Source organism: Streptomyces sp. NRRL S-87 (genome assembly GCF_000719335.1).
In the GTDB taxonomy this organism is placed as follows: Bacteria; Actinomycetota; Actinomycetes; order Streptomycetales; family Streptomycetaceae; genus Streptomyces.
The window spans coordinates 35,513-55,742 of the sequence record NZ_JOGB01000033.1; the positions used below are offsets into that span (position 1 = coordinate 35,513).

The 20,230-nt window shown below is 73.4% G+C and carries 21 protein-coding genes; 7 read left to right on the plus strand and 14 right to left on the minus strand.

Going from position 1 to position 20,230, the window contains the following annotated elements; translation table 11 throughout:
- The first annotated feature begins 97 nt into the window (after positions 1–97).
- Positions 98–1,639 (plus strand): S8 family serine peptidase, encoded by a 1,542-nt coding sequence (locus IF43_RS0121560; protein WP_030203141.1) that lies wholly within the window; start codon positions 98–100, stop codon positions 1,637–1,639.
- A 151-nt stretch (positions 1,640–1,790) separates the two neighbouring features.
- Here IF43_RS0121560 and IF43_RS0121565 read toward each other — a convergent pair whose 3' ends face one another.
- The 3 genes from IF43_RS0121565 to IF43_RS0121575 form a co-directional block, all read right to left on the minus strand.
- Positions 1,791–2,834 carry a zinc-dependent alcohol dehydrogenase family protein gene (locus IF43_RS0121565; protein ID WP_030203150.1) on the minus strand — a complete coding sequence of 348 codons (1,044 nt, stop codon included), beginning with the start codon at positions 2,832–2,834 and terminating at the stop codon, positions 1,791–1,793.
- A 150-nt stretch (positions 2,835–2,984) separates the two neighbouring features.
- A complete protein-coding gene (locus tag IF43_RS0121570; RefSeq protein WP_078910340.1) occupies positions 2,985–3,710 on the minus strand; it encodes a lysoplasmalogenase in 726 nt (241 codons plus the stop codon).
- Positions 3,707–4,648 carry a sterol desaturase family protein gene (locus IF43_RS0121575; RefSeq protein WP_030203154.1) on the minus strand — a complete coding sequence of 314 codons (942 nt, stop codon included), beginning with the start codon at positions 4,646–4,648 and terminating at the stop codon, positions 3,707–3,709. The genes IF43_RS0121570 and IF43_RS0121575 overlap by 4 nt, the downstream gene beginning before the upstream one ends.
- Positions 4,649–4,769: 121 nt before the next feature.
- Here IF43_RS0121575 and IF43_RS0121580 point away from each other — a divergent pair, with 121 nt between their 5' ends.
- On the plus strand, positions 4,770–7,850 hold the full coding sequence (locus IF43_RS0121580; RefSeq protein ID WP_030203156.1) for an NACHT domain-containing NTPase: 3,081 nt from the start codon (positions 4,770–4,772) through the stop codon (positions 7,848–7,850).
- A gap of 49 nt (positions 7,851–7,899) precedes the next feature.
- Here the strand turns inward: IF43_RS0121580 and IF43_RS0121585 are convergent, their stop codons facing one another.
- Genes IF43_RS0121585 through IF43_RS0121600 form a run of 4 tightly spaced genes read right to left on the minus strand, consistent with a single transcriptional unit; the run spans position 7,900 to position 12,149 of the window.
- The gene (locus tag IF43_RS0121585) at positions 7,900–9,144 is read right to left on the minus strand and encodes an amidohydrolase family protein (protein WP_030203159.1); all 1,245 of its coding nucleotides are present in this window, start codon (positions 9,142–9,144) and stop codon (positions 7,900–7,902) included.
- On the minus strand, positions 9,141–10,457 hold the full coding sequence (locus IF43_RS0121590; RefSeq protein ID WP_051795788.1) for an amidohydrolase family protein: 1,317 nt from the start codon (positions 10,455–10,457) through the stop codon (positions 9,141–9,143). The genes IF43_RS0121585 and IF43_RS0121590 overlap by 4 nt, the downstream gene beginning before the upstream one ends.
- 10 nt (positions 10,458–10,467) lie before the next feature.
- Entirely contained in the window at positions 10,468–11,352 is an 885-nt protein-coding gene (locus tag IF43_RS0121595; RefSeq protein ID WP_030203164.1) for an SDR family NAD(P)-dependent oxidoreductase, read from the minus strand.
- Positions 11,352–12,149 carry an acetoacetate decarboxylase family protein gene (locus IF43_RS0121600; protein ID WP_030203166.1) on the minus strand — a complete coding sequence of 266 codons (798 nt, stop codon included), beginning with the start codon at positions 12,147–12,149 and terminating at the stop codon, positions 11,352–11,354. The genes IF43_RS0121595 and IF43_RS0121600 overlap by 1 nt, the downstream gene beginning before the upstream one ends.
- 137 nt (positions 12,150–12,286) lie before the next feature.
- On the opposite strand from IF43_RS0121600, the gene IF43_RS0121605 reads away from it, so the two are divergent.
- From IF43_RS0121605 to IF43_RS0121625, 5 genes are all read left to right on the plus strand, one after another.
- Positions 12,287–12,919: a TetR/AcrR family transcriptional regulator gene (locus IF43_RS0121605; protein WP_030203169.1), complete on the plus strand. Its 633-nt coding sequence runs from the start codon at positions 12,287–12,289 to the stop codon at positions 12,917–12,919.
- Positions 12,920–13,094: 175 nt separating this feature from the next.
- Positions 13,095–14,066, plus strand: coding sequence for a DEDDh family exonuclease (locus tag IF43_RS0121610; RefSeq protein WP_030203170.1), 972 nt, complete (start codon positions 13,095–13,097; stop codon positions 14,064–14,066).
- 64 nt (positions 14,067–14,130) lie between these two features.
- Positions 14,131–14,340, plus strand: coding sequence for a hypothetical protein (locus IF43_RS39710; protein WP_078910341.1), 210 nt, complete (start codon positions 14,131–14,133; stop codon positions 14,338–14,340).
- A gap of 148 nt (positions 14,341–14,488) precedes the next feature.
- Positions 14,489–15,331: an SURF1 family protein gene (locus tag IF43_RS0121620; protein ID WP_051795791.1), complete on the plus strand. Its 843-nt coding sequence runs from the start codon at positions 14,489–14,491 to the stop codon at positions 15,329–15,331.
- A gap of 104 nt (positions 15,332–15,435) precedes the next feature.
- Positions 15,436–16,191, plus strand: coding sequence for an SDR family oxidoreductase (locus IF43_RS0121625; protein WP_030203175.1), 756 nt, complete (start codon positions 15,436–15,438; stop codon positions 16,189–16,191).
- A gap of 152 nt (positions 16,192–16,343) precedes the next feature.
- Here the strand turns inward: IF43_RS0121625 and amaP are convergent, their stop codons facing one another.
- The 7 genes from amaP to IF43_RS0121660 all read right to left on the minus strand — a co-directional run bounded on the left by amaP (position 16,344) and on the right by IF43_RS0121660 (position 20,033).
- The gene (amaP, locus tag IF43_RS0121630; RefSeq protein ID WP_030203178.1) at positions 16,344–16,904 is read right to left on the minus strand and encodes an alkaline shock response membrane anchor protein AmaP; all 561 of its coding nucleotides are present in this window, start codon (positions 16,902–16,904) and stop codon (positions 16,344–16,346) included.
- On the minus strand, positions 16,901–17,527 hold the full coding sequence (locus tag IF43_RS0121635) for a DUF6286 domain-containing protein (RefSeq protein WP_037889444.1): 627 nt from the start codon (positions 17,525–17,527) through the stop codon (positions 16,901–16,903). Before IF43_RS0121635 ends, amaP begins: the two co-directional genes overlap by 4 nt.
- The gene (locus tag IF43_RS0121640) at positions 17,524–17,826 is read right to left on the minus strand and encodes a hypothetical protein (protein WP_051795799.1); all 303 of its coding nucleotides are present in this window, start codon (positions 17,824–17,826) and stop codon (positions 17,524–17,526) included. Before IF43_RS0121640 ends, IF43_RS0121635 begins: the two co-directional genes overlap by 4 nt.
- A gap of 171 nt (positions 17,827–17,997) precedes the next feature.
- Entirely contained in the window at positions 17,998–18,189 is a 192-nt protein-coding gene (locus IF43_RS0121645; RefSeq protein WP_030203185.1) for a hypothetical protein, read from the minus strand.
- A gap of 25 nt (positions 18,190–18,214) precedes the next feature.
- Positions 18,215–18,700 carry an Asp23/Gls24 family envelope stress response protein gene (locus tag IF43_RS0121650; RefSeq protein ID WP_030203187.1) on the minus strand — a complete coding sequence of 162 codons (486 nt, stop codon included), beginning with the start codon at positions 18,698–18,700 and terminating at the stop codon, positions 18,215–18,217.
- Between the two features lie 197 nt (positions 18,701–18,897).
- Positions 18,898–19,677 (minus strand): enoyl-CoA hydratase/isomerase family protein, encoded by a 780-nt coding sequence (locus IF43_RS0121655; protein WP_030203189.1) that lies wholly within the window; start codon positions 19,675–19,677, stop codon positions 18,898–18,900.
- Between the two features lie 134 nt (positions 19,678–19,811).
- Entirely contained in the window at positions 19,812–20,033 is a 222-nt protein-coding gene (locus IF43_RS0121660) for a helix-turn-helix domain-containing protein (protein WP_030203198.1), read from the minus strand.
- Positions 20,034–20,230 lie beyond the last annotated feature (197 nt).

The following is a 20,230-nucleotide window of genomic DNA, read 5'->3' on the forward strand; positions in this document are numbered from 1 at the left end:
TTGCTCAAGCGGGAAGATCGGCGCTAGCTTCACTCGTCATGTACCCGTCCAGCGCAACCTGCGCGGACGGCTTTTTCACGGATGATGTGGAGAACCCATGGCTCATCTGGGATCCGGACGCCGACGCCTGCTGGCCGTGCCGATCGGTCTGGCGCTCACTGCTTCGCTCGGCGTCCTCCCCGCGATGACGGCCTCGGCGGCCACGCTCGACGGAGTGGCCGCGACCGCCTCGGACTACACCGGTCCGAAGCTGTCGTACGTGGTCAACCTGGAGCGCACCGGTCCGGGTACGGCCAAGCAGGTGACGAAGGCGATCGAGGCGGTGGGCGGCACGGTCGTGCACGCCTATGAGCAGATCGGCGTCATCGTCGCCCACTCCCAGAACCCCGACTTCGCGAAGCAGATACGCGCCGCGAAGGGCGTGACCTCGGCCGGTGCCACCCGCACCGCCCCGCTGTCGCCCGTCCAGACCACGGAGGAGGGCAGCACCCAGGTCCTCACCGCGGACGAGGCCGCCAAGGCCGCCGCCGAGGCCGCTCCCGGTCAGGAGCCGCTGGAGCCCAACCAGTGGGACCTGCGGAAGATCAAGGCCGACGAGGCGCACGCGATCAACCTTGGCAGCTCCAAGGTGACCGTCGGCGTCATCGACACGGGTGTCGACGACACCCACCCCGATCTGGCCCCGAACTTCTCCAAGGAGCAGTCGGCCAACTGTGTCGGCGGCGTCGCGGACCAGACGGACGGCGCCTGGCGCCCGTACGCCGACGGCAGCGACCACGGCACGCACGTGGCGGGCACCATCGCGGCGGCCCGCAACGGCGTCGGCATCAGCGGTGTCGCGCCCGGCGTGAAGGTCGCGGGCATCAAGGTCAGCGAGCCGGGCACCAGCCTCTTCTTCACGGAGGCCGTGGTCTGCGGCTTCGTGTTCGCCGCCGAGCACAACATCCAGGTGACGAACAACAGCTACTACGTCGACCCGTGGTACTTCAACTGCAAGGACGACGACGACCAGAAGGCCCTCGTCGAGGCCATCGGGCGCGCCACCAAGTACGCCGAGCGCAAGGGCACGCTCAACGTGGCCTCGGCCGGCAACTCGAACTGGGACCTGGCCGGCGAGTCCATCGTCGACACCACGAGCCCCGACGACGCGACCCCGGTGACGCGCACCATCGACCCGCGCAAGTGCCTCGACCTGCCGACGCAGCTGCCGGGCGTCGTGTCGGTGTCGGCCACGGGTGACCAGGGCCTGCGCTCGTACTACTCGAGCTACGGCCTGGGCGTCATCGACGTCGCCGGCCCCGGCGGCGACAAGTGGCAGGTGCCGGACACCCCGGACAAGAACGGGCGCGTCCTGTCGACCCTGCCGGGCGGCGGCTACGGCTACAAGCAGGGCACCTCGATGGCCGGCCCGCACGTGGCGGGTGTCGCGGCGCTCATCAAGAGCAAGCACCCGAACTTCACCCCGGCCCAGGTGCAGGCCGCGCTGAAGGCCGAGGCGGACGAGATGGCCTGCCCCGACAAGGTCTACGACGCCACCGGCGCGCTGGTCGACGCCACCGCGACGTGCAAGTCGTACGGCACCCAGACGGGCTACTACGGCGCGGGCCTGATCAACGCCCTGCGCGCCGTGAAGTGGTAGCGGCGGCCTGATCCGCGGTACGTGACACGCGGCGAGAGGGGCCGGGCGGAATCGTTTCGCCCGGCCCCTCTCGCCGTACGGCCCGTCAGGGCCTGGTGCCCCTCAAGGCCTGATGCCCGTCAAGGCCTGATGCCCGTCAAGGCTGATCCCGTCAGGGCTTGATGAGCACCTTCAGGGCGGAGCGGTCGTCCATCGCGCGGTAGCCGTCGGGGACCTCGTCCAGGGTGACGGCGCGGTCGAAGACCGGGGACGGGTCGATGGTGCCGTCGAGGACGTCCGCGAGCAGCTCGGGCAGGTACGCCCGGACCGGGGCGACACCGCCGCGCAGGGTGATGTTCCGGTCGAACATGACGCCGAGGTCCAGGCCGGTGCCGCTGCCGTGCGGCACGCCCACGTAACCGATGGCGCCGCCGTCGCGGGTGATGTTCACGGCGGTGCGCATGGACTGCTCGGTGCCGACGGCCTCGATGACCGCGTGCGCGCCCTGGCCGCCGGTGAGCTCGCGCACGGCGGCCTCGGCGGCCTCCCCGCGCTCGGCGACCACGTCGGTGGCGCCGAAGCGCTTGGCGATGTCGGTACGGGCGCTGTGCCGGCCCAGCGCGATGATGCGGTCGGCGCCCAGCCGCTTGGCCGCCAGGACGCCGCACAGGCCCACCGCACCGTCGCCCACCACGGCGACGGTGGAGCCCTCGCGCACGCCCGCGCCGAGGGCGGCGTGGTGGCCGGTGCCCATGACGTCGGAGAGCGCGAGCAGCGCGGTCAGCAGGTGGTCGTCGGAGGCGGCCGCGGCGGGCAGCTTCACCAGCGTGCCGTCGGCGTGCGGGACGCGGACGGCCTCGCCCTGACCCCCGTCGAAGCCCACGGAGCCCCAGAAGCCGCCGTGCACGCAGGAGGTGTGCAGGCCCTCGCGGCAGTAGTCGCAGGTGCCGTCGGACCACATGAAGGGGGCCACGACCAGGTCTCCGGCGCGGAAGCCGGACACCTCGGAGCCGGTCTCCTCGACGATGCCGAGGAACTCGTGTCCGATGCGCTGCCCGGGCTCGCGCTTGGCCTCGCCGCGGTAGGCCCACAGGTCGCTGCCGCAGATGCAGGCGCGCAGCACGCGGACGACGGCGTCCTGCGGCTGCTTGACGGCGGCGTCGGGCACCTCCTCCACGCGGATGTCGTGCGGGGCGTGGATGACGGTGGCGCGCATGTTCGGCGTTCCTTGCCTTCGGTACCGGCCCGCCGGATCCGGATCGCGGCCCGCGCGGGTATGACGTCCCTACCGTACGCCCGGGTGGTCGGCGGGGCCTGGGCGGAGGGGGTCGTTCCGCGGCGGGTGCGGGGACCTCGGGGACCCCCCCTACGCGGGGCGCAGGGTGCGCACGCCGGGCCGCAGGCCGCCCGCGGCCAGCAGGTACTGGGCCGCGAGGTACGTGAGCATGATCCAGAAGTCGGGCCGGGGCAGTTGGGGCCACTCGGCCACGCCCGTGGCGATCAGGGTGTCGGAGAGCAGGAACAGCGCCCCGCCGATGCCCGCGACCGGGCCCAGGACGCCGGAGCGGAAGGCCATGGCGGTCAGCAGCAGGCTGTAGCCCGCCACCGGGATGCGCAGCTCCGCGGGCAGGTCGGACCAGAGCAGGCTGACGGTCGTGACCAGGGCGAGGGCGTACGCCGCGCCGAGCAGCGGGTGGGCCCGGGCGCGACCGAAGAGCACGAGGTAGCAGACGTGCCCGAGGGCGAAGGAGCCCATGCCGACGAGGAAGGCCGGGTCGGCGTCGAAGAGCAGCGCCAGGTCACCGCCCCACCCGAAGGCGAGCGCGGCCACCAGCAGCCAGGGACCGCGCCGGGTCAGGACGTGGCCCACGAGCAGCGGCATCAGCAGCGGCTTGGCGAGCACGTGCCCGGGGTGCCAGCCGGCGAGCAGGGCGCCGAGGTCGAGGACGGACGCGGCACCGAAGGCGACCAGCAGTCCGCGGGCCACCGCGTCGCGGTACCCGGCGACCTTGGGCGCGGCCCAGGAGGGCACGCGCAGCCCTGCGGCGGTGCCGCCGACCGGCTCGGGCGTCGGGGCGGTGCGGGCGCTCATGCGGGGGACTCCGTGGGGGTCGAGGGGGTGGGGACGGGGGTGGGAGCGAGGGGGGCGGGGGCGGTTGCGGCGGTGTCGGGGGCCGGGACCGGGGCCGGGGCCGGGGCCGGGGCCGGCTGCCAGCCCGGGCCCTTGAAGACCCGGCCGGCCCGCTCGCGCCAGCTCGTGGCGGCCCGTACGTCGCGGGCGATGGCGGCGTACTCGTGGGTGGCCACGCGCAGGGGGTTGTGGGTGGTGATGTTCTTCGTGAGGCCGAAGAGCGGCCGCTCGGTCTCGGCCGTGAACGAGCCGAACATCCGGTCCCAGACGATCAGGATCCCGCCGTAGTTGCGGTCCAGGTAGCCGCCCTGCGAGGCGTGGTGCACGCGGTGGTGGGAGGGGGTGTTGAAGACGTACTCGACGGGGCGCGGCAGCCTGTCGATCCGCTCGGTGTGGATCCAGAACTGGTACAGGAGGTTCACCGAGTAGCAGAAGGCCAGCGCCGCCGGGTGCACGCCGAGCGCGATCACGGGCAGGTAGAAGGGCCACGAGGTGGCGCCGGTCCAGGGCTGGCGCAGCGCGGTCGAGAGGTTGAACCTGCGGCTGCTGTGGTGCACCACGTGCGAGGCCCACAGGATGCGGACGACGTGGTGGCTGCGGTGCTGCCAGTAGTAGCAGAAGTCCTGCGCGAGCAGCATGAGCGCGAGGGTCCACCACAGGAACGGCACCCGCAGCGGGGTCAGTTCGTACACCACCGTGTAGAGCGCGACGAACGGGATCTTCGAGAAGAAGTCGAAGAAGAGGCTGCCCAGCCCCATGGTCAGGCTGGTGGCCGTGTCCTTCGCCTCGTACCCGGCGGCGTCCTCGTCCGGATGGATCCGGTAGCTCACCGCTTCCAGGATCGTGAGCAGCACGAAGGCGGGTATGGACCACAGCACGACGTCGGGCAGGTTCGGCATGCCCGCACGATAGAGGCGGCGGGGCGGCACGGCTAGGGGGTGTTACCGATCGGTATCCGGCGGGGTTACCGGGGGTTCGCGCGATAGGGTCCGAGCACGCTCCGAGGAGGGGGTCCGGGGGATGACGGGCATCGAGACGGCCGTCTTACGCACGGCGGGCGCGGTGGGCGGCTGGCTCTACCGCTCGCGGCTGGGGCAGGTGCCGGGAGCCGGTCTGGCGGACCGGCCGGTCCGGCCGGGGCGGCACTGGCAGCGCCCGGCCCAACTCGGGGAGGCGGAGCTGCGCCGGCTGGCCGAAGGCCTCGCCGAACGCCTCGGCCCGGCCACGGCCCGGCTGCCGCAACACGAGCGGCTCGCGGCCCTCGCCGCAGTCGCCGACGCCTTCGCGGGGCTCGGCCCGCTGGACGCGGACACGGTCCTCGCGGCGGACTTCGACCCGGCGGAGCTGGCGGCGCGGGTGCGGGTGCCGCCGGGAGCGGGGCTGAGCGCGGCGGCGGAGGCGCTGTGCTGGGAGCTGATCCGGGCGGCGTGCGCACACGCGGCCGACTACCTGACGACGCTCCCCTCGTTCGGCGCCCGCGCGGACGTCGAACTGGTGCGGCGTGCGGGCGAGTTGCAGCGTACGGTCGACCGCCTCGCGGACCGCGCCGACGGAGCCGCGCTCGCCTTCGAGGAACGGTACGCCGCCTACGTCGCCCAGTCGTACGGCCGTCTCCAGCTCTTCGGCCTGACCCTGGGCTCGGGCCGCCGCGAGTGGCCGCTGGACCTGGCGTACATCAGCCTGGCGGTCAGCGCGGAGCAGCACCACCTGCAGCCGGGCGAACCCGGCCCGCACCCCACCACCGTCAAGGCGGAGCGGGCCCTGGGGGCCGCGGACCGGGTGCTGCTGCGCGGCCCGGCGGGCTCCGGCAAGAGCACGCTGCTCCAGTGGCTCGCCGTACACGCTGCCCGGCGGGAGGACGGGCCGTGGCGCATGTGCGTGCCGTTCGTACTGCGGCTGCGCTCGTTCACGACGGCCGACGCCCTGCCGCTGCCGGAGGACTTCCTCAAGGCCGGCGGGGTGCCGCTGGCGGCCCCGCCGGGCTGGGTCGAGGAGCTGATGCTCGGCGGGCGGGCGTTGGTCCTGGTCGACGGCGTGGACGAGGTCCCGCAGCGGCTGCGCGGCCGTACGGAGACCTGGCTGCGCTCGCTGGTCTCCGCCTTCCCGAAGGCGCGGTACGTGGTGACGACCCGGCCGTCGGCGGTGCCGGAGGACTGGCTCGCGGGACAGGGCTTCGTACCTCACGCGCTGCTGCCGATGGAGCGGGAGGACGTGGGGGCGTTCATCGCGCACTGGCACACGGCGGCGCGTGCGGAGGCCGGCGCCGGCGGCGAGGACCTGGACGCGTACGAGGCTTCGCTGCGGGAGGCGGTCTCGGCCCGCCGGGACCTGGGCCGGCTGGCGACCAACCCGCTGATGTGCGCCCTGCTGTGCGCGCTGAACCGGGACCGCCGCATGCACCTTCCGCGCGCCCGGAAGGAGCTGTACGACGCGGCGCTCGACATGCTGCTGGTGCGCCGGGACACCGAGCGGGAGATCGGCGGGGTCGAAGGGGTCTACCTCACCCGGGACGAGCAGATCCTGCTGCTCCAGCGGTTCGCGTACTGGCTGATCCGCAACGGGCAGGTGGAGGCGGGCCGGGACGAGGCGGTCGAGCTTGTGGCGCAGTGGCTGGACGCGATGCCGCAGGTGCGGGAACAGGGGGACGCGGAGCGGGTGTTCGCGCACCTGCTGATCCGCAGCGGGCTGCTGCGCGAGCCGGTGAAGGGTTCGGTGGACTTCGTCCACCGAACCTTCCAGGACTACCTGGGCGCGAAGGCGGCGGTGGAGTCGCGCGACTTCGGCGTCCTGGTGCGCAACGCGCACGACGATACGTGGGACGACGTCGTCCGCATGGCCGTCGGCCACGCCCGTCCCGACGAGCGGGCCCGCGTCTTGCGGGGCCTGCTGAAACGCGCCGACAGGGTCAAGGGCGCGCGCAGCCGCCTGGTCCTGCTGGCGGCGGCGAGCCTGGAACACGCCCCGGAGCTGGACCCGTCCCTGCGGGGGGAGATCCAGTCCCGGACGGCGGAGCTCCTGCCGCCGAGGACTCCCGGCCAGGCGGAAGAACTCGCCAAGGCGGGCGAACTCGTCCTCGAGCTGCTTCCGGACCTGTCGAGCCTCGGTGAAGCGGAGGCCGCGGCGACGGTGCGCACGGCCGCATTGTTGGGAGGCGACCGTGCGCTGGAGGTCATCGCCGCCTTCCGACGCGACGACCGGTACGAAGTAGGCCATGAGATCGCCGAATCATGGGGTCGCTTCCCTACGGGGCGGTTCGCGGATGCCGTACTGACCGACGCCCCGATGCGCGCCGCGCATCTCCACATCCGCTCGCCCGAACAGCTCGACGCGTGGAGCAGGTTGCCCCACATCCGCCGCGTCCACCTCACCTGGGAGCAGGGCGTGCCACCCGAGATCGCGCGGCACCGGGACCTGGAGTGGCTGGTGTTGCAGCACAACAAGGGGCTGCGGGACCTCTCCGCCTTGGCCGGTCACCCGACCCTGCGCCACCTGGGGGTGTTCGACTGCCCCCGGCTGACCGACATCGGTGCGGTCGCGGACATGGCCACGGACAGCCTGGCCTTCGGATACATGCCGGAAGGGGTCTCGTTGGCGCCCCTGGCCGGGGCCCCCGGGCTGCGGTCCCTGGTCATCGGCTTCGAGCCGATGGAAGGCCACATCGGGGACGTTCCGGCAGACGAAGGGCTCACCAAGCTGGTCCTGTGGCAGGGAGCACGTCGCATGTCCCTGCGCGGGTTGGAGCGCTGGCCGCTCCTGGAGTCCTTGACCGTGTCGGGTGACGACCAGTACCGGCAGCTCGTGTCGGAGGAGCTCGGGGCCCCGCTCCGGTCGCTGCAGATCCGCTTCGCCGAACCGGTGGACGCGGTGCACCTGGTCGCCTTCGACACGGTGAGCGAGCTGATGCTGCTCCGCTGCACTCTCGGCAGCCTGGCACCTCTGCGGGGAATGCCGCGGCTGAGCCGACTCCGCCTGGCGGAGTGTGCCGGCGTCGTCGACCTGTCCCCCCTCGCGGGATCGGACCGCCTGCGGATCGAGATCGACCGGCGTACCACGTGTGTCGGCACCGACCGGATCCCTCCCGAGCGGCTCACCTACTTCTAGGACCGCCGGGGCGGCTCCTGTCGACCGGAGCCGCGCCGGCGGGCCCCGTTCACCAGACCCGGACCGAGCCCCCTCGGGCGAAGGCCGGGCTGGTGGCGTCGGGCGGCACCTGGGTCAGGGGGGCGGCGATCTCCGCGACCGTCGGGCCGTGCTTCGCGGCCAGGGCGTCGAGGAGCGGCAGGTCGAAGCCGTAGACGCGGGCCGCGTTGCCGCCGGCCATGGCGGCCACCTCCGCGCGCGGGAGGCCGGCGTACGCGATGCGCAGGCCCTCGCGGGAGTACGGGGTGGTGCCCTCGTCGTGGGGGTAGTCGCTGCCCCACATGATCTTGTCGAGGCCGATGCGCCCGCGCAGCGGGACCTCGTGGGGACGCATGAAGCTCGCGCCCACGAAGCAGTTGTCCCGCCAGACCTCGCTCGGCCCCCTGCCCATCGAGTCGGCCAGCCCGGCGCCGAACTTGGACTCGGCGGTGGCCGCCCGCGTCGCGGCGCTGACCAGTCGGCCGTGGTAGTAGTCCAGCATGTCGAGCACGCCCGGGATCCACCCCGAGCCCTGCTCGGTCAGCACCAGTTTCAGGCTCGGGTGGCGGCGGAAGGCCCCGCCGAAGATCAGGTGCCACAGGGCCCGGTGCGAGAACCAGGTGGTCTCGACCATGAAGACCGCGCGGGCGGCCGGTTCGGGTCCCAGCGGCGGGGAGGCGGAGCCGCCGTGGTGGTTGACCGGTACGTCCAGCTCGGCGCAGACCGCCCAGATCGGGTCGTAGGCCTCGGAGTACAGCTCGGGGACCGCCGAACCGGGCGGGACGCCGGGCAGCAGGATGCCGCCGGTCAGGCCCGCCTCGCGGGTGCGGCGGATCTCCGCCACCGCCGCGTCGACGTCGTTGAGGAGGATCTGGACGACGCCCGCCCGTCGGCCCGGCGCCTGCCCGCAGAAGTCGGCGAGCCACCGGTTGTGGGCCTGCAGCCCGGCCCAGCGCTGCTCGTACTCGGCACGGGTGGGCGGCTGCGCCATCAGGGAGGCGTTGGGGAAGAACGGCGGGATGGTGTTCGGGAAGACCACCTCGGCGACGATCCCGTCGGCCTCCAGCTCGGCGAGCCGGCGGTCGGAGTTCCAGTTGCGGTCGGCGGTGTCGGCGAGGAGGTCCTCGTACGGGTTGACGTACGTGGCGGCCCAGGCGTCGAAGTCGTCGTGGTGCCGCTTCTCCAGGTACGGCCTGTAGTCGAGCAGGTCGGCGCCCGCGTGGCAGTCCGCCGAGATGACCGTGTACCGGTCGTGCTCCGGGTCCGCGGGGTTCACCCGTCCACCCCCAGGTGCGGGAAGTCGTGCCCGGTCAGCCAGTGCCGGCCGGCCTCGCGCGAGCGCGCCCATGAGGCCTCGACGGCCGCCTGGTCGGGGGACTGGCCGAGTTCTGCCGGGGTCGGGCCGATCCGGCGGGCGATCGGGGCCAGCGCGTCGGTGTCGAAGCCGAAGGCCTCGGCCGCGGCCAGCCCCAGCATCCGGCGGCTCTCCGCGACGGGGATGTCGTGGAAGGTGTTGCGCAGCCACTGCCGGGTGTGGGGCCACGTGCCCTCGGGGTGCGGGAAGTCGGAGCCCCACAGGATGTTGTCGACGCCGATCTCGTAGCGCTGGGCGAGCTCGCGCCGCTTGGTGTTGGTGGCGCAGACGAACACCTGGCGGTCGAGGTACTCGCTCGGCGGCCGCTTGAGTTCCGCGAAGGGCGAGAGCTTCTTGCCGCCGTGCGCGCCGAGGTAGAGCCGGTCCATGAACCACAGCTGGTTGGGCAGCCACCAGCAGCCGGACTCCGCGACGCCGAACCTCAGCCCGGGGTGACGCTCGAAGGCGCCCGACCAGAGCAGGAACCACAGGGGCCGGGCCGGCCACCAGGTGACCTCGGAGACGTAGATGCCCAGGTGGTCGCCGTACTCGTGGCGGGGCGCGGCCCCGGAGTGGGTGACGACCGGCATCGCGGTCTCGGCGGCGGCCGCCCACACCGGGTCGTAGCGGCGGTCGTGGTACGGCTCCTTGTCGACCCACATGGAGGGGATCATCAGGGCGCCGAGTCCGGACTCCTTGGCCCGGTGGATCTCGGCGACGACCGCGTCCGGCTCCGCCGTGATCGGCAGCAGGGCCACGCCGCTATGCCGCTCGGGGTTCTCGGAGACGAACTCGGCCAGCCAGCGGTTGTGGGCCTGGGCACCGGCCATGCCGAGCTCGGGGTCCTGGTCGCCGGAGAGGCCGAGACCGACGCCGAAGGGGGCGGCGGTCTGGCTGTCGACGGCGTCCGCGTCGGGGAAGACCACCTCGGCGGCGACCCCGTCGCCGTCGAGCTCCTTCAGGCGCTGGGCGGTGTCCCAGCCGCCCCGCAGGCCCTCCTCGTTGTCGTGGAACCACTTGGCGGCGAAGGCCTCGTTGCGGATGCCGAGCCGGGTGGCCTCCTCGCGGCGGGCGTCGCGCTCGCCGAGGAACTCGTCGAAGGCGCGGTGGAAGCGGGAGTCGAGGTAGGGGCGGTACCGCTCGGTGGGCAGGCCCGCGTGGCAGTCGGAGGAGATGATCAGGTACGGGTCGTCGTACCCGCCGGACGGGCTGTTCTGCGCGGCTTCTTCTGTCACGTCGGGCCCCTCAGTCGAGGATGAAGCTTTCCAGGTAGGCGGGGTTGGCGCGGTCGAGCATCGACTGCGACCGGGCGCGGATCTGACGGTCGCTGTGCTCGCTGGCCGGCAGCATCCAGAAGCGGTCGGCGCGGATGCCGTCGACGACGTGCTCGGCGACCTCCTCGACCGGGGTGAAGTCCACCTCGTGCCCGGCCGCCCGCATGGCGGCCTCGTACTGGTCGAGGGTGCGGTACGGGCTCTTGCGCGGGCGCTGCTTGGCGTACCGCTCGGGGCGGTTGCGGTGGGACTCCCACAGGCCGGTGCGCAGCATGTGCGGGCCGGGGAAGAGGACGGAGGCGCCGACGGCGGCGCCCTCGGCCTTGAGGTGGGCGTAGAGGGACTCGGTCATGGTGACCACGGCGGCCTTGGTGACGGCGTAGACGGAGGCGGTCGGCAGGGGTGCGATGCCGCCGTCGCCGGAGGAGGTGTTGACGACGTGGCCGGGCGCGCCGCCCGCGATCATGCGGGGGACGAAGGCCTGGATGCCGTGGAAGACGCCCCAGACGTTGACCGAGAAGGCCCATTTCCAGTCGTTGGGCTCGTGCTCCCACATCCGGCCCTCGGCGCCGGAGCCGACGCCGGCGTTGTTGCACAGCACGTGGACCGCGCCGAAGGCCCCGTACGCGGCGTCGGCGAGGGCGAGGACGGACTCACGGTCGCTGACGTCGACGGTACGGGCGAGCACCTCGGCGCCCTCCGCCGCCAGCTCGTCGGCGGCCTTGCGCAGGGCCGCCTCCTCCACGTCGCCGAGGACAACCCGGAGGCCCTCGGCGGCGAAGCGGCGGGCCATGGCGAGTCCGATGCCGCTCGCGGCCCCGGTGACGACGGCGGTCTGGCCGGCTTCGAGGCGCATCACGCACTCCCCTCGGGCGGGCCGTCGAAGGCCTGCTGCGGGTCGTCGTAGCGCTGGTGGAGGTAGGGCAGGAGCGCCCGGGCGCTCACCCGTTCGACCACCCGGCCCTGCTGGTCGGTGGTCTTCTCACCGATGGTGATCTCCACGATGCGCCGTACGGGCAGGTCGGCGACCGGGTCGTACATGGACTCGCGCAGGACGACGTCCCCGGTGATCCCCTCCAGCCGGCGCACCTTCTCGTTGCGCGTGCAGTGCACGAGCACCGGGTCCCCGTCGAAGCCCGAACCGTCAACGGCCGGAAGGAACTTGAAGTAGAAGTCGGTCTTGCGGGTCGGCTCGGGCAGCGGCAGCGCGCCGCTGACGGCGCCGCGCACCTCGACGAACGCGATGCCGTGCCGGGCGAGGGCGGCCCGGACGACCAGCCCGTCGCGCTCGACGGTGACCTCGCCGAGCTTCTTGGGTTCGCCGAACACCTCACGGCCCCCGGTCAGCGCCCGCTCGTGGGTCATCGGCATGACCAGGGGGTACCAGCCCTCGACCGCGTCGTGGCGGGCGGCCACCGCCACGGATCCGGCGCCCAGCGGGTAGCCGGGGAGGTCGACCTTGCTGATGTTGGCCCGGACCAGGGGGCGGTCGCCGGGCTTGAGGGGCGGCGGGAGGACCGCCGCCACCACGTCGGGGTCGGTCTCCCAGACGGCCACGACGCCCGTGGACCAGATGTCGGGGAGGTTCGAGCTCTTCCTGCGCGATGCGGCGACCTCCGCCTCGGTGCGCGCTCCGTACCGTACGCGTGCCATGGGTGTGCCACCCTTCGTCGACGGCTTCCGAACGGCTTCTGTAACACAGTTACACCGAGCCCGATGAAGGGTAAAGAGGGCCGCACGGAGCAAAACTGACGATGCGTCGGACATCCCTGACACGGAGGAGGACGTCGATGGCGAAGAGGGCGCTCACCCGCGAGACGGTGCTGGCGGCCGCGGCCGCGCTGGTCAGGCAGCACGGGCCGGACGCCCTCACCATGCGCAAGCTCGCCGCCGAACTGGGCACGGCGGTCACCTCGATCTACTGGCACGTGGGCAACCGCGAGCAGCTGCTCGACGCACTCGTCGAGCGGACCGTACGGGACATGGCGGCCATCCGGCCGGCCGGCCGCACCCCCGCCGAGCGCGTGGTCTCGGTGGCCCGCAGCATGCGCCGGGAGCTGCGCGAACGCCCGCACCTGATCGCGATGGTGCACGAGCGCGGGCTGACCGACCGGATGTTCCTGCCCGCCCAGCAGGCGCTGGTGCGCGAGGTGCGGGCGGCGGGACTGCGCGGGGCGCGGGCCGCGGACGCCGTACGGGCCGTCCAGTTCCAGGTCGTGGGCTTCGTCCTGGTGGAGCGCAACCGCGAGCGCTCCCCCGTCCAGTCCCCCGGCGAGGGCGAACTGTGGGACCCGGCGGAGACGGGCGCGGCGGTGCCCGGGGACCCGGCCCTGCGCCGCGCGCTGGCGCGGCCCGCGGACCCGGAACGGCTCTTCCTGGTCTCCGTGAAGGCCCTGGCGCAGGCGCTGCTCGCGCCGGAGTGACGCCCCACGGCAGGACGGCCCACCGCGACGCCCCACGGCCGCGCCGCCCACGGCCGCGACGCGCCACGGCAACGGCGCGGCGGCGACTCCCCGCGTTCCGGCCCGGGCGCGGGCGGCCTGAATCCGACCCCGGTGGGACCGTCACTGTCGGCGGGGGCCCGTATCCTCTGTGACCATGCTCGAGGACCGTACGACCGCAGAGACGACGTGGCCGACCGCGTACCCCCAGGGGTACGCGGTCGTCGACGTGGAGACCACCGGGCTCGCGCGCGACGACCGGATAGTCTCCGCCGCCGTCTACCGGCTGGACGCCCAGGGGAACGTCGAGGACCACTGGTACACGCTGGTCAACCCCGAGCGCGACCCCGGTCCGGTGTGGATCCACGGGCTGACCAGCGACGTCCTCGAGGGTGCTCCCCTGTTCGCGGAGGTCGCCGAGGAGTTCGCCGAGCGGCTGGCCGACCGCGTGCTGGTGGCGCACAACGCTATGTTCGACTGGCAGATGATCGCCCGCGAGTACGCGCGCGCCGAGCGCACCGCGCCGGTCCGTCAGCGGCTGTGCACCATCGCCCTGTCGAAGGAGCTGCGGCTGCCGCTGCCCAACCACAAGCTGGAGTCGCTGGCCGCCCACTTCGGCGTCGTGCAGCAGCGCGCCCACCACGCGCTGGACGACGCCCGGGTGCTCGCCGAGGCCTTCCGTCCGTCGCTGCACGCCGCCGCGCGGGACAACGTACGGCTGCCGCTGCTGGAGTGCCGACCGCTGACCGAGTGGTCGGACGGCCCGGCCCGGCCGCGGATCGGGTACCAGGCCTCCTACCGGTCCGTCAGCTGGCGGCCGGCGCGTCGCCGACCGCCGTGCCCCTACCCCAATCCGGGGCGTTACGAGGACGGCGCCCCGCTCAAGCAGGGCATGCGCGTGGCGTTCTCGGGGGACACCTCGGTGGAGCGGGAGCTGCTGGAGGACCGGGCCGTCGAGGCGGGGCTGCACGTCGCCACGAGTGTGTCGCGGCTCACGAGCCTGCTGGTGACGAACGACCCGGACTCGGCCACGTCCAAGGTGGCCAAGGCGCGCTCGTTCGGGACCCCGGTGGTGGACGAGGCGGCCTTCACGCAGCTGCTGCGGGACGTGGCTCCGGCAGACGGGTGACCGTGGGGCGACTCGCCCGGGTCCCGCTCGCCCGGCCCCGCCCGCTGGTCCCACCCTGTGGCCCATGGCACGTTGCGAGGTCTGCGGAAACGACTACGGCATGTCCTTCGAGGTGCACGCGCAGGGCGCGGTGCACGTCTTCGACTGCTTCTCCTGCGCCATCCACCGCATGGCGCCCATCTGCGAGCACTGCCGGGTCCAGATCATCGGACAGGGCGTCGAGGTGGAGGGGCAGTGGTTCTGCGGAGCGCACTGCGCCCGCGCCGAGGGGTAGGTGGGGATCGTCGACAGCGTCCGGTAACCACCATCTCGGCACATAAAGGACATTGAGGACTCCGACGGGCGTTCCTCCCCCACTGCCCCGGCGGGCGTGGACGGGGCCCGCTCGTCGGGGTCCGGCACGCGCGGGGTACCGTCGGAGCGTGTACCGCTTCTTGCTGACCCGGCAGTGGGTGTGCTTCACCCTCTTCGCCCTCCTCCTCATCCCCGTGATGATCAAGCTGGGCTTCTGGCAGTTCCACCGCCACGAGAACCGGGTCGCGCAGAACGAGCTCATCGCCCGGAGCCTGGCCGCGAGACCGGTGCCGGTCACCGAGCTCACCTCCCCCGGGCACACGGTGCCGCGCTCCGACTACTGGCGCACGGTCACGGCCACGGGCACCTACGACAGCGCGCACGAGGTCGTCGTGCGCCGCCGCACCTCCACCGACGAGCAGGTCGGCGTGCACGTGCTCACCCCGCTGGTCCTCCGGGACGGCCGGGTGGTGATGGTCAACCGCGGCTGGGTGCCGGCCGCCGACGACCAGCGGGCCTACCCGGCGGTGCCGCCGGCGCCCAAGGGCGAGGTGACGGTCACCGGGCGCCTCAAGGCCGACGAGACCACGGGCGCCTCCGGCATCAAGGACCTCAAGGGCCTGCCCCCGCGCCAGGTGATGCTCATCAACAGCGCGCAGCAGGCTGCCCTGCAGCACCGGACGGTGCTCGGCGGGTACGTCGAGCTGACCGCGCCCGTCCCCCCGGACAACAGCCCCGAGCCGATCGCCGAGCCCGACCACGACTCCATCGGCCCGCACATGGCGTACGCGGTGCAGTGGTGGCTGTTCACGGCGGGTGTGCCGGCGGGGTGGGTGGTCATGGTCCGGCGGGAGAGGCGTGATCGCGAGGCGGCGGCCGCTGCCGGCGCCGGGGCGTCGGCGGATCCTGCCGGTCCTTCCGATCCCGAGGATCCTGCGGAACCGGCCGAGGCGGGGACTGCTTCCGCCTGAGTCGGGTCGGGTCGGGTCGGGTCGGGTCGGGCTAGGTTCGGGTTGGGTTCGGTTCGGGTTGAGTTCGGGTTCTGGTTCTGCCTGTGGTTCGGCAGGATAGGGACATGGATCTTGGACTGAAGGACCGTGTGTACGTCGTCACCGGGGCCAGCCGTGGCCTCGGCTTCGCCTCCGCCCGCGAACTCGTGGCGGACGGCGCGAAGGTGGTCGTGAGCGGCCGGGACGAGAAGACGGTGGCGGCCGCGGCCGCCGAACTGGGGCCGAACGCCGTCGGGATCGCCGCGGACAACTCCGACCCCGAGGCCGCGCACCGGCTGATCACCGCCGCGCGCGAGCGGTTCGGGCGCTTCGACGGCGTGCTGGTCAGTGTCGGCGGCCCGCCCTTCGGATTCGGCACCGACAACACCGACGAGCAGTGGAGCTCCGCGTTCGAGGCGGTCTTCCTGGGCGCGGTCCGGTTCGCCCGGACGGCGGCGGCGGAGCTGGGCGAGGGCGGGGTCATCGGCTTCGTGCTCTCGGGCTCGGTGTACGAGCCGATCCCGGGTCTGACCATCTCCAACGGGCTGCGCCCCGGGCTCGCCGGTTTCGCCAAGTCGCTGGCCTCCGACCTGGGGCCGCAGGGCATCCGCGTGGTGGGGCTGCTGCCGGCGCGGATCGACACCGACCGCGTGCGGGGGCTGGACGAGATGTCCGGGGACGCGGAGGCGACCCGGGCCGCGAACGAGTCCCAGATCCCGTTGCGCCGGTACGGCACGCCGGAGGAGTTCGGCAAGGCGGCGGCGTTCCTGCTGTCGCCGGCGGCCTCGTACCTGACCGGTGTGATGCTGCCGGTGGACGGGGGCGCGCGGCGGGGCTTCTGAGCCGGTGTCGGGGTGGGCTCGCTCCGGGCCCCCGTGGTGTGCGGGTCCCCTCGGCGCTTGACCCGGTCGGGCCCGCAGGCCTCCCCCGGCTACTGCTGCGAGGTACTCCAGCGGCAGGCCCACCCCGAGGGCTGCGGGGCGGAGCGGACGGGTCAGGTGACCCGGCGCGCGTGGTGGTCGGTGGCGTGCAGGCGGGCCTCCGCGCGGAGTTCGGTCAGGCCGGCCGAGTCGCGGGCGTGGGTGAGGGCCTGGTCGGCGAGTGCGTCGAGGGCGTCGGCGGGGACGGCGTACGGGGCGAGCAGCAGGCGGACCCGGGCGGTGGGCGCCTGGCGCCGACCGTGCAGGGTGACCTGCGAGCGGGCGACGCCGTCCTGGGCCGCGAGCTCCGCGCTCAGCGCGGCCTCCAGGGCCCGGCCGCGCAGCAGGGCGAAGGCCCCGTCGCCGGTGTCGACCAGCACCGTCTCCAGCCGGGACCGGCGCAGCTGGGCGAGCAGCCACCACAGGGCGAGCAGGACGCAGAGCGCCAGCACCGCCAGCACCACGGGCCACCACCAGCCCTCGGCGCGCCAGTGCTGCCGCTCGTCGACGCTCAGCAGGACGTCGTCGCGGCCCGAGAACGGCCACAGTCCGAGGAGTCCGACGACGCCCAGGGCCAGGAGCACCAGGCCGACGAGCCCGAGCAGGACCCGGTTGACCCGTCCGAGGCGGTTCACCGCACGCGCCCCCCTTCCTTCGTGGGGCGGGTGACCTTGACGTGGACCTGCATCTCGCGCGCGAGTCCGAGCTCGTCGAGCCCCACCGCCAGTACGTGGTCGAGGTCCGCCCGTACCTCCTCCAGCGGGCGGAAGTGCGAGGTCGCCCGGACCGTCACCCGGGTCCGGCTCACCGCCGCCCGGGCGGACTGGATGCCGGACACCTCCATGGCGCGGTCGCGCAGGACGAGCGCGGCCGCCTTGCGGGTGAGCCCGGCCCGGACGCCGGGAGCGACGGCGCGCATGGGGAGCAGGCCGCGCAGGCCGGGGGTGGCGGCCAGGGCGAGCAGCAGGACCCCCAGGGCCACGGCGGTGACGGCCGCGGCCGTCACCACGGGCTCGTCCAGGGTGTGCCGCGCGAGCGCGTCGGCGAGGGAGCGGCGCCATTCCATGCCCGGGCGGTGGGCCCGTACGGCGGCGACGTCGTAGAGGAACAGGACGGCCGCGCCGAGCAGGACGAACGCCGTCAGGGCCGCCGGCACGCGCCGGGCCGACCAGAACCGCCGGGCCGTTCCGTGGCGCGGGGCCCGGGCGACGGGCGCGGACGCGGGCTCCTTGTGGAGGTCGGGGGGGCGGGAGGTCATCGCAGCCGGCTCCGGGGCGAGGGCTGGGTGTGGGTGGAGTGCAGCCGTTCGACGTCGATGTCGACCTCGGGCACGGTCATACCGGCCAGCTCCTCGACGCGTGCGGCGACGGTGCGCCGGACGGCGGCGCACTCGGCGCCGAGGTCCGAGGGGTAGTCGAGCTCCAGGCTGATGCGGACCCTGGCGATGTCGTGGTGCACGGTGACGGTCGCGTGCGGGGGCGCCACGTCGCGCGGCGCCCGGGGCAGCGCCTCGCCCGCGGCCCGGGCGGCGATCTTGGCGACGACGCGGTCGGCGATCCGGGTCGAGCCGCGTTCGGCGGGTGGTACGGCGGCAGCCCGGGAGGGGCGCGGGGGCCGGGGGCCGGGCGCGGCGGGGGGCCGCGGGGCGTCACCGGCGGCGCGGGGCCCGGTCCCGTCGGGGACCGGCCGGGGGGTGGGTCCGTCCGGGTCGGGCGTGGTCACGGGCGGTCACCTGAGCCGGTCGTCGCGGCCGCGCGGGCGGAGGAAGTCGCCGAGTTCCACGTCCCCGTCGAGGAAGCGGCCCGCCACGAAGCCGACGGCGCCGAGTGCCGCCACGAGAAGGAAGGCACCGAAGCCGCCGAAGTACCCGGCGAACCCCAACGCCATGCCGGCCAACAGGCCGACCACGGCCATGCTCATCGAGAGCTCCTCTCGGCGGGTGCGGCTACTGGAGCCGGCTACTGGCGGGCGAGTCCGGTTCCTCGTCGTAGTCGTCCGGCAGCTTGACGTCGGTGACGGCGATGTTCACCTCGACGACCTCCAGGCCGGTCATGCGCTCGACCGCCGAGACGACGTTCTCACGGACGCTCCGGGCGACGGTCCGGATCGACACGCCGTAGTCGACGACGAGCTCCAGGTCGAGAGCCGTCTGGACCTCGCCGACCTCGGCCTTCACACCGCGGGAGACGGACTTCGCGGAGCCGCCGGGGACCCGGTCGCGGACGGCTCCGAACGTGCGGGACAGGCCGCTGCCCAGGGCGTGCACGCCGGGGACCTCGCGGGCGGCCAGGCCGGCGATCTTCTCGACCACGTCGTCGGCAACGGTGGTGCGGCCGCGGTCGGCGGGGTCGGGGAGGGGGCTGCGGGAGTGGGTGCCGCGGGCGGCGGACGGGCCGGGTGCGCCGAAGTCGCTGGAGCTGTCGTCGGTCATGCCGGGTCCCTTCGGGATGGTCGGGCTCCCCCCACCGTAAGCGGGGTCGGCAGGGACCGCCCGCCCTGCGGGGCTGTTCCCCTGCCCGCCCGGTCCCGAAACGGGGGAAGGGCCTCCGGACGCCTTCCGGGCGCGACCGTGACGCCGACGGGCCCCCGGTCGCCGTGGCGACCGGGGGCCCGTCGGGATGGTGCGGGTCAGTCGGAGAGGCCGGCGAGGTCGCGCAGCCGGCGGGCCTGGGCGGCCCGCTCGGCGGCGCGCTGGTCCTCGTACGAGCGGGCGACGGCGCCCCGCAGCAGGGTCTTCGTCTCGATCACCGCGTCGCGCGGGGCGGCGAGCAGCGCGGCGGTGAGGTCCTTGACCGCGTCGGCGAGCTCGGCGCCGGGCACGACGAGGTTGGCCAGGCCGATCCGCTCGGCTTCCTCCGCCTGGACGAAGCGGCCGGTGGCGCAGATCTCCAGGGCGCGGGCGTAGCCGACGGCGGAGACCAGCGGGTGCGTGCCCGTGAGGTCCGGGACGAGGCCCAGGCTGGTCTCGCGCATGGCGAACTGCACGTCATCGGCGACGACGCGCAGATCGCAGGCGAGGGCCAGCTGGAAGCCCGCGCCGACGGCATGCCCCTGTACGGCGGCGATGGAGATGATGTCGTTGCGCCGCCACCAGGTGAACGCCTCCTGGTACTCGGCGATCGTCGCGTCGAGGCGCTCGTCCGAGCCCCGGGCCAGGTCGAGGAAGGACGGCTCTCCCTCGAAGCCCTCGGGCGTGAACCCCTGCCGGTCGAGCCCGGCCGAGAAGGACTTGCCCTCACCGTTCAGGACGACGACCCGCACCGTGCCCGGCAACGACCGCCCGGCCTCCGCCAACGCCCGCCAGAGCGCGGGGGATTGAGCGTTTCGCTTGGCCGGATTGGTCAGTGTCACCGTGGCGACCGTGTCTTCGACGGTGAGTCGTACGCCGTCCTTTTCGAGCAGAGCCATCATCGCCTCCGGAGGCAGTCAGCATGCAGCTAAGTGACTGCACAGTAACCACCCAGTCGACCTCACGGCCGACCGGGGGTCACCGAAGGATCCGACGGCAGGTGGGACGATCCGCGGCAGCGCGCGGCCTTGGGTCAGGTCGTGGCCACCTTCTTGCCGCGCGTCGCGCCACCGCGACCTCGCAGCGTGACTCCGGACTCGCTGAGCATCCGGTGCACGAACCCGTAGGAGCGACCGGTTTCCTCGGCCAGCGCCCGGATGCTCGCACCGGAGTCGTACTTCTTCTTCAGGTCTGCCGCGAGCTTGTCGCGCGCGGCGCCGGTCACCCGGCTGCCCTTCTTCAGAGTCTCGGCCACCCGTGCCTCCTCATGGGAAGTGCGCTCTGGACTTCTCATGATCACCCCTCCCCGCCTTCCTGGCCACCCATTCGACAAGGTCCGTCGGGGGGCTTTTTCCCGGAGTGCTGCGGCCGTCACGAGCGGAATTACATAGTCCGGATCTTTGCGGGCCCTGACCAGGAGATTCTTTTCTCCGGCGGAAAAGGAAGTGAGAC

Coding starts and splice junctions, on each gene's coding strand:
- IF43_RS0121560 (WP_030203141.1), top strand. CDS start 98: ATGGCTCATCTGGGATCCGGACGCCGACGCCTGCTGGCCGTGCCGATC.
- IF43_RS0121565 (WP_030203150.1), bottom strand. CDS start 2,834: ATGCGCGCCACCGTCATCCACGCCCCGCACGACATCCGCGTGGAGGAG.
- IF43_RS0121570 (WP_078910340.1), bottom strand. CDS start 3,710: ATGAGCGCCCGCACCGCCCCGACGCCCGAGCCGGTCGGCGGCACCGCC.
- IF43_RS0121575 (WP_030203154.1), bottom strand. CDS start 4,648: ATGCCGAACCTGCCCGACGTCGTGCTGTGGTCCATACCCGCCTTCGTG.
- IF43_RS0121580 (WP_030203156.1), top strand. CDS start 4,770: ATGACGGGCATCGAGACGGCCGTCTTACGCACGGCGGGCGCGGTGGGC.
- IF43_RS0121595 (WP_030203164.1), bottom strand. CDS start 11,352: ATGCGCCTCGAAGCCGGCCAGACCGCCGTCGTCACCGGGGCCGCGAGC.
- IF43_RS0121600 (WP_030203166.1), bottom strand. CDS start 12,149: ATGGCACGCGTACGGTACGGAGCGCGCACCGAGGCGGAGGTCGCCGCA.
- IF43_RS0121605 (WP_030203169.1), top strand. CDS start 12,287: ATGGCGAAGAGGGCGCTCACCCGCGAGACGGTGCTGGCGGCCGCGGCC.
- IF43_RS0121610 (WP_030203170.1), top strand. CDS start 13,095: ATGCTCGAGGACCGTACGACCGCAGAGACGACGTGGCCGACCGCGTAC.
- IF43_RS39710 (WP_078910341.1), top strand. CDS start 14,131: ATGGCACGTTGCGAGGTCTGCGGAAACGACTACGGCATGTCCTTCGAG.
- IF43_RS0121625 (WP_030203175.1), top strand. CDS start 15,436: ATGGATCTTGGACTGAAGGACCGTGTGTACGTCGTCACCGGGGCCAGC.
- IF43_RS0121635 (WP_037889444.1), bottom strand. CDS start 17,527: ATGACCTCCCGCCCCCCCGACCTCCACAAGGAGCCCGCGTCCGCGCCC.
- IF43_RS0121645 (WP_030203185.1), bottom strand. CDS start 18,189: ATGAGCATGGCCGTGGTCGGCCTGTTGGCCGGCATGGCGTTGGGGTTC.
- IF43_RS0121650 (WP_030203187.1), bottom strand. CDS start 18,700: ATGACCGACGACAGCTCCAGCGACTTCGGCGCACCCGGCCCGTCCGCC.
- IF43_RS0121655 (WP_030203189.1), bottom strand. CDS start 19,677: ATGGCTCTGCTCGAAAAGGACGGCGTACGACTCACCGTCGAAGACACG.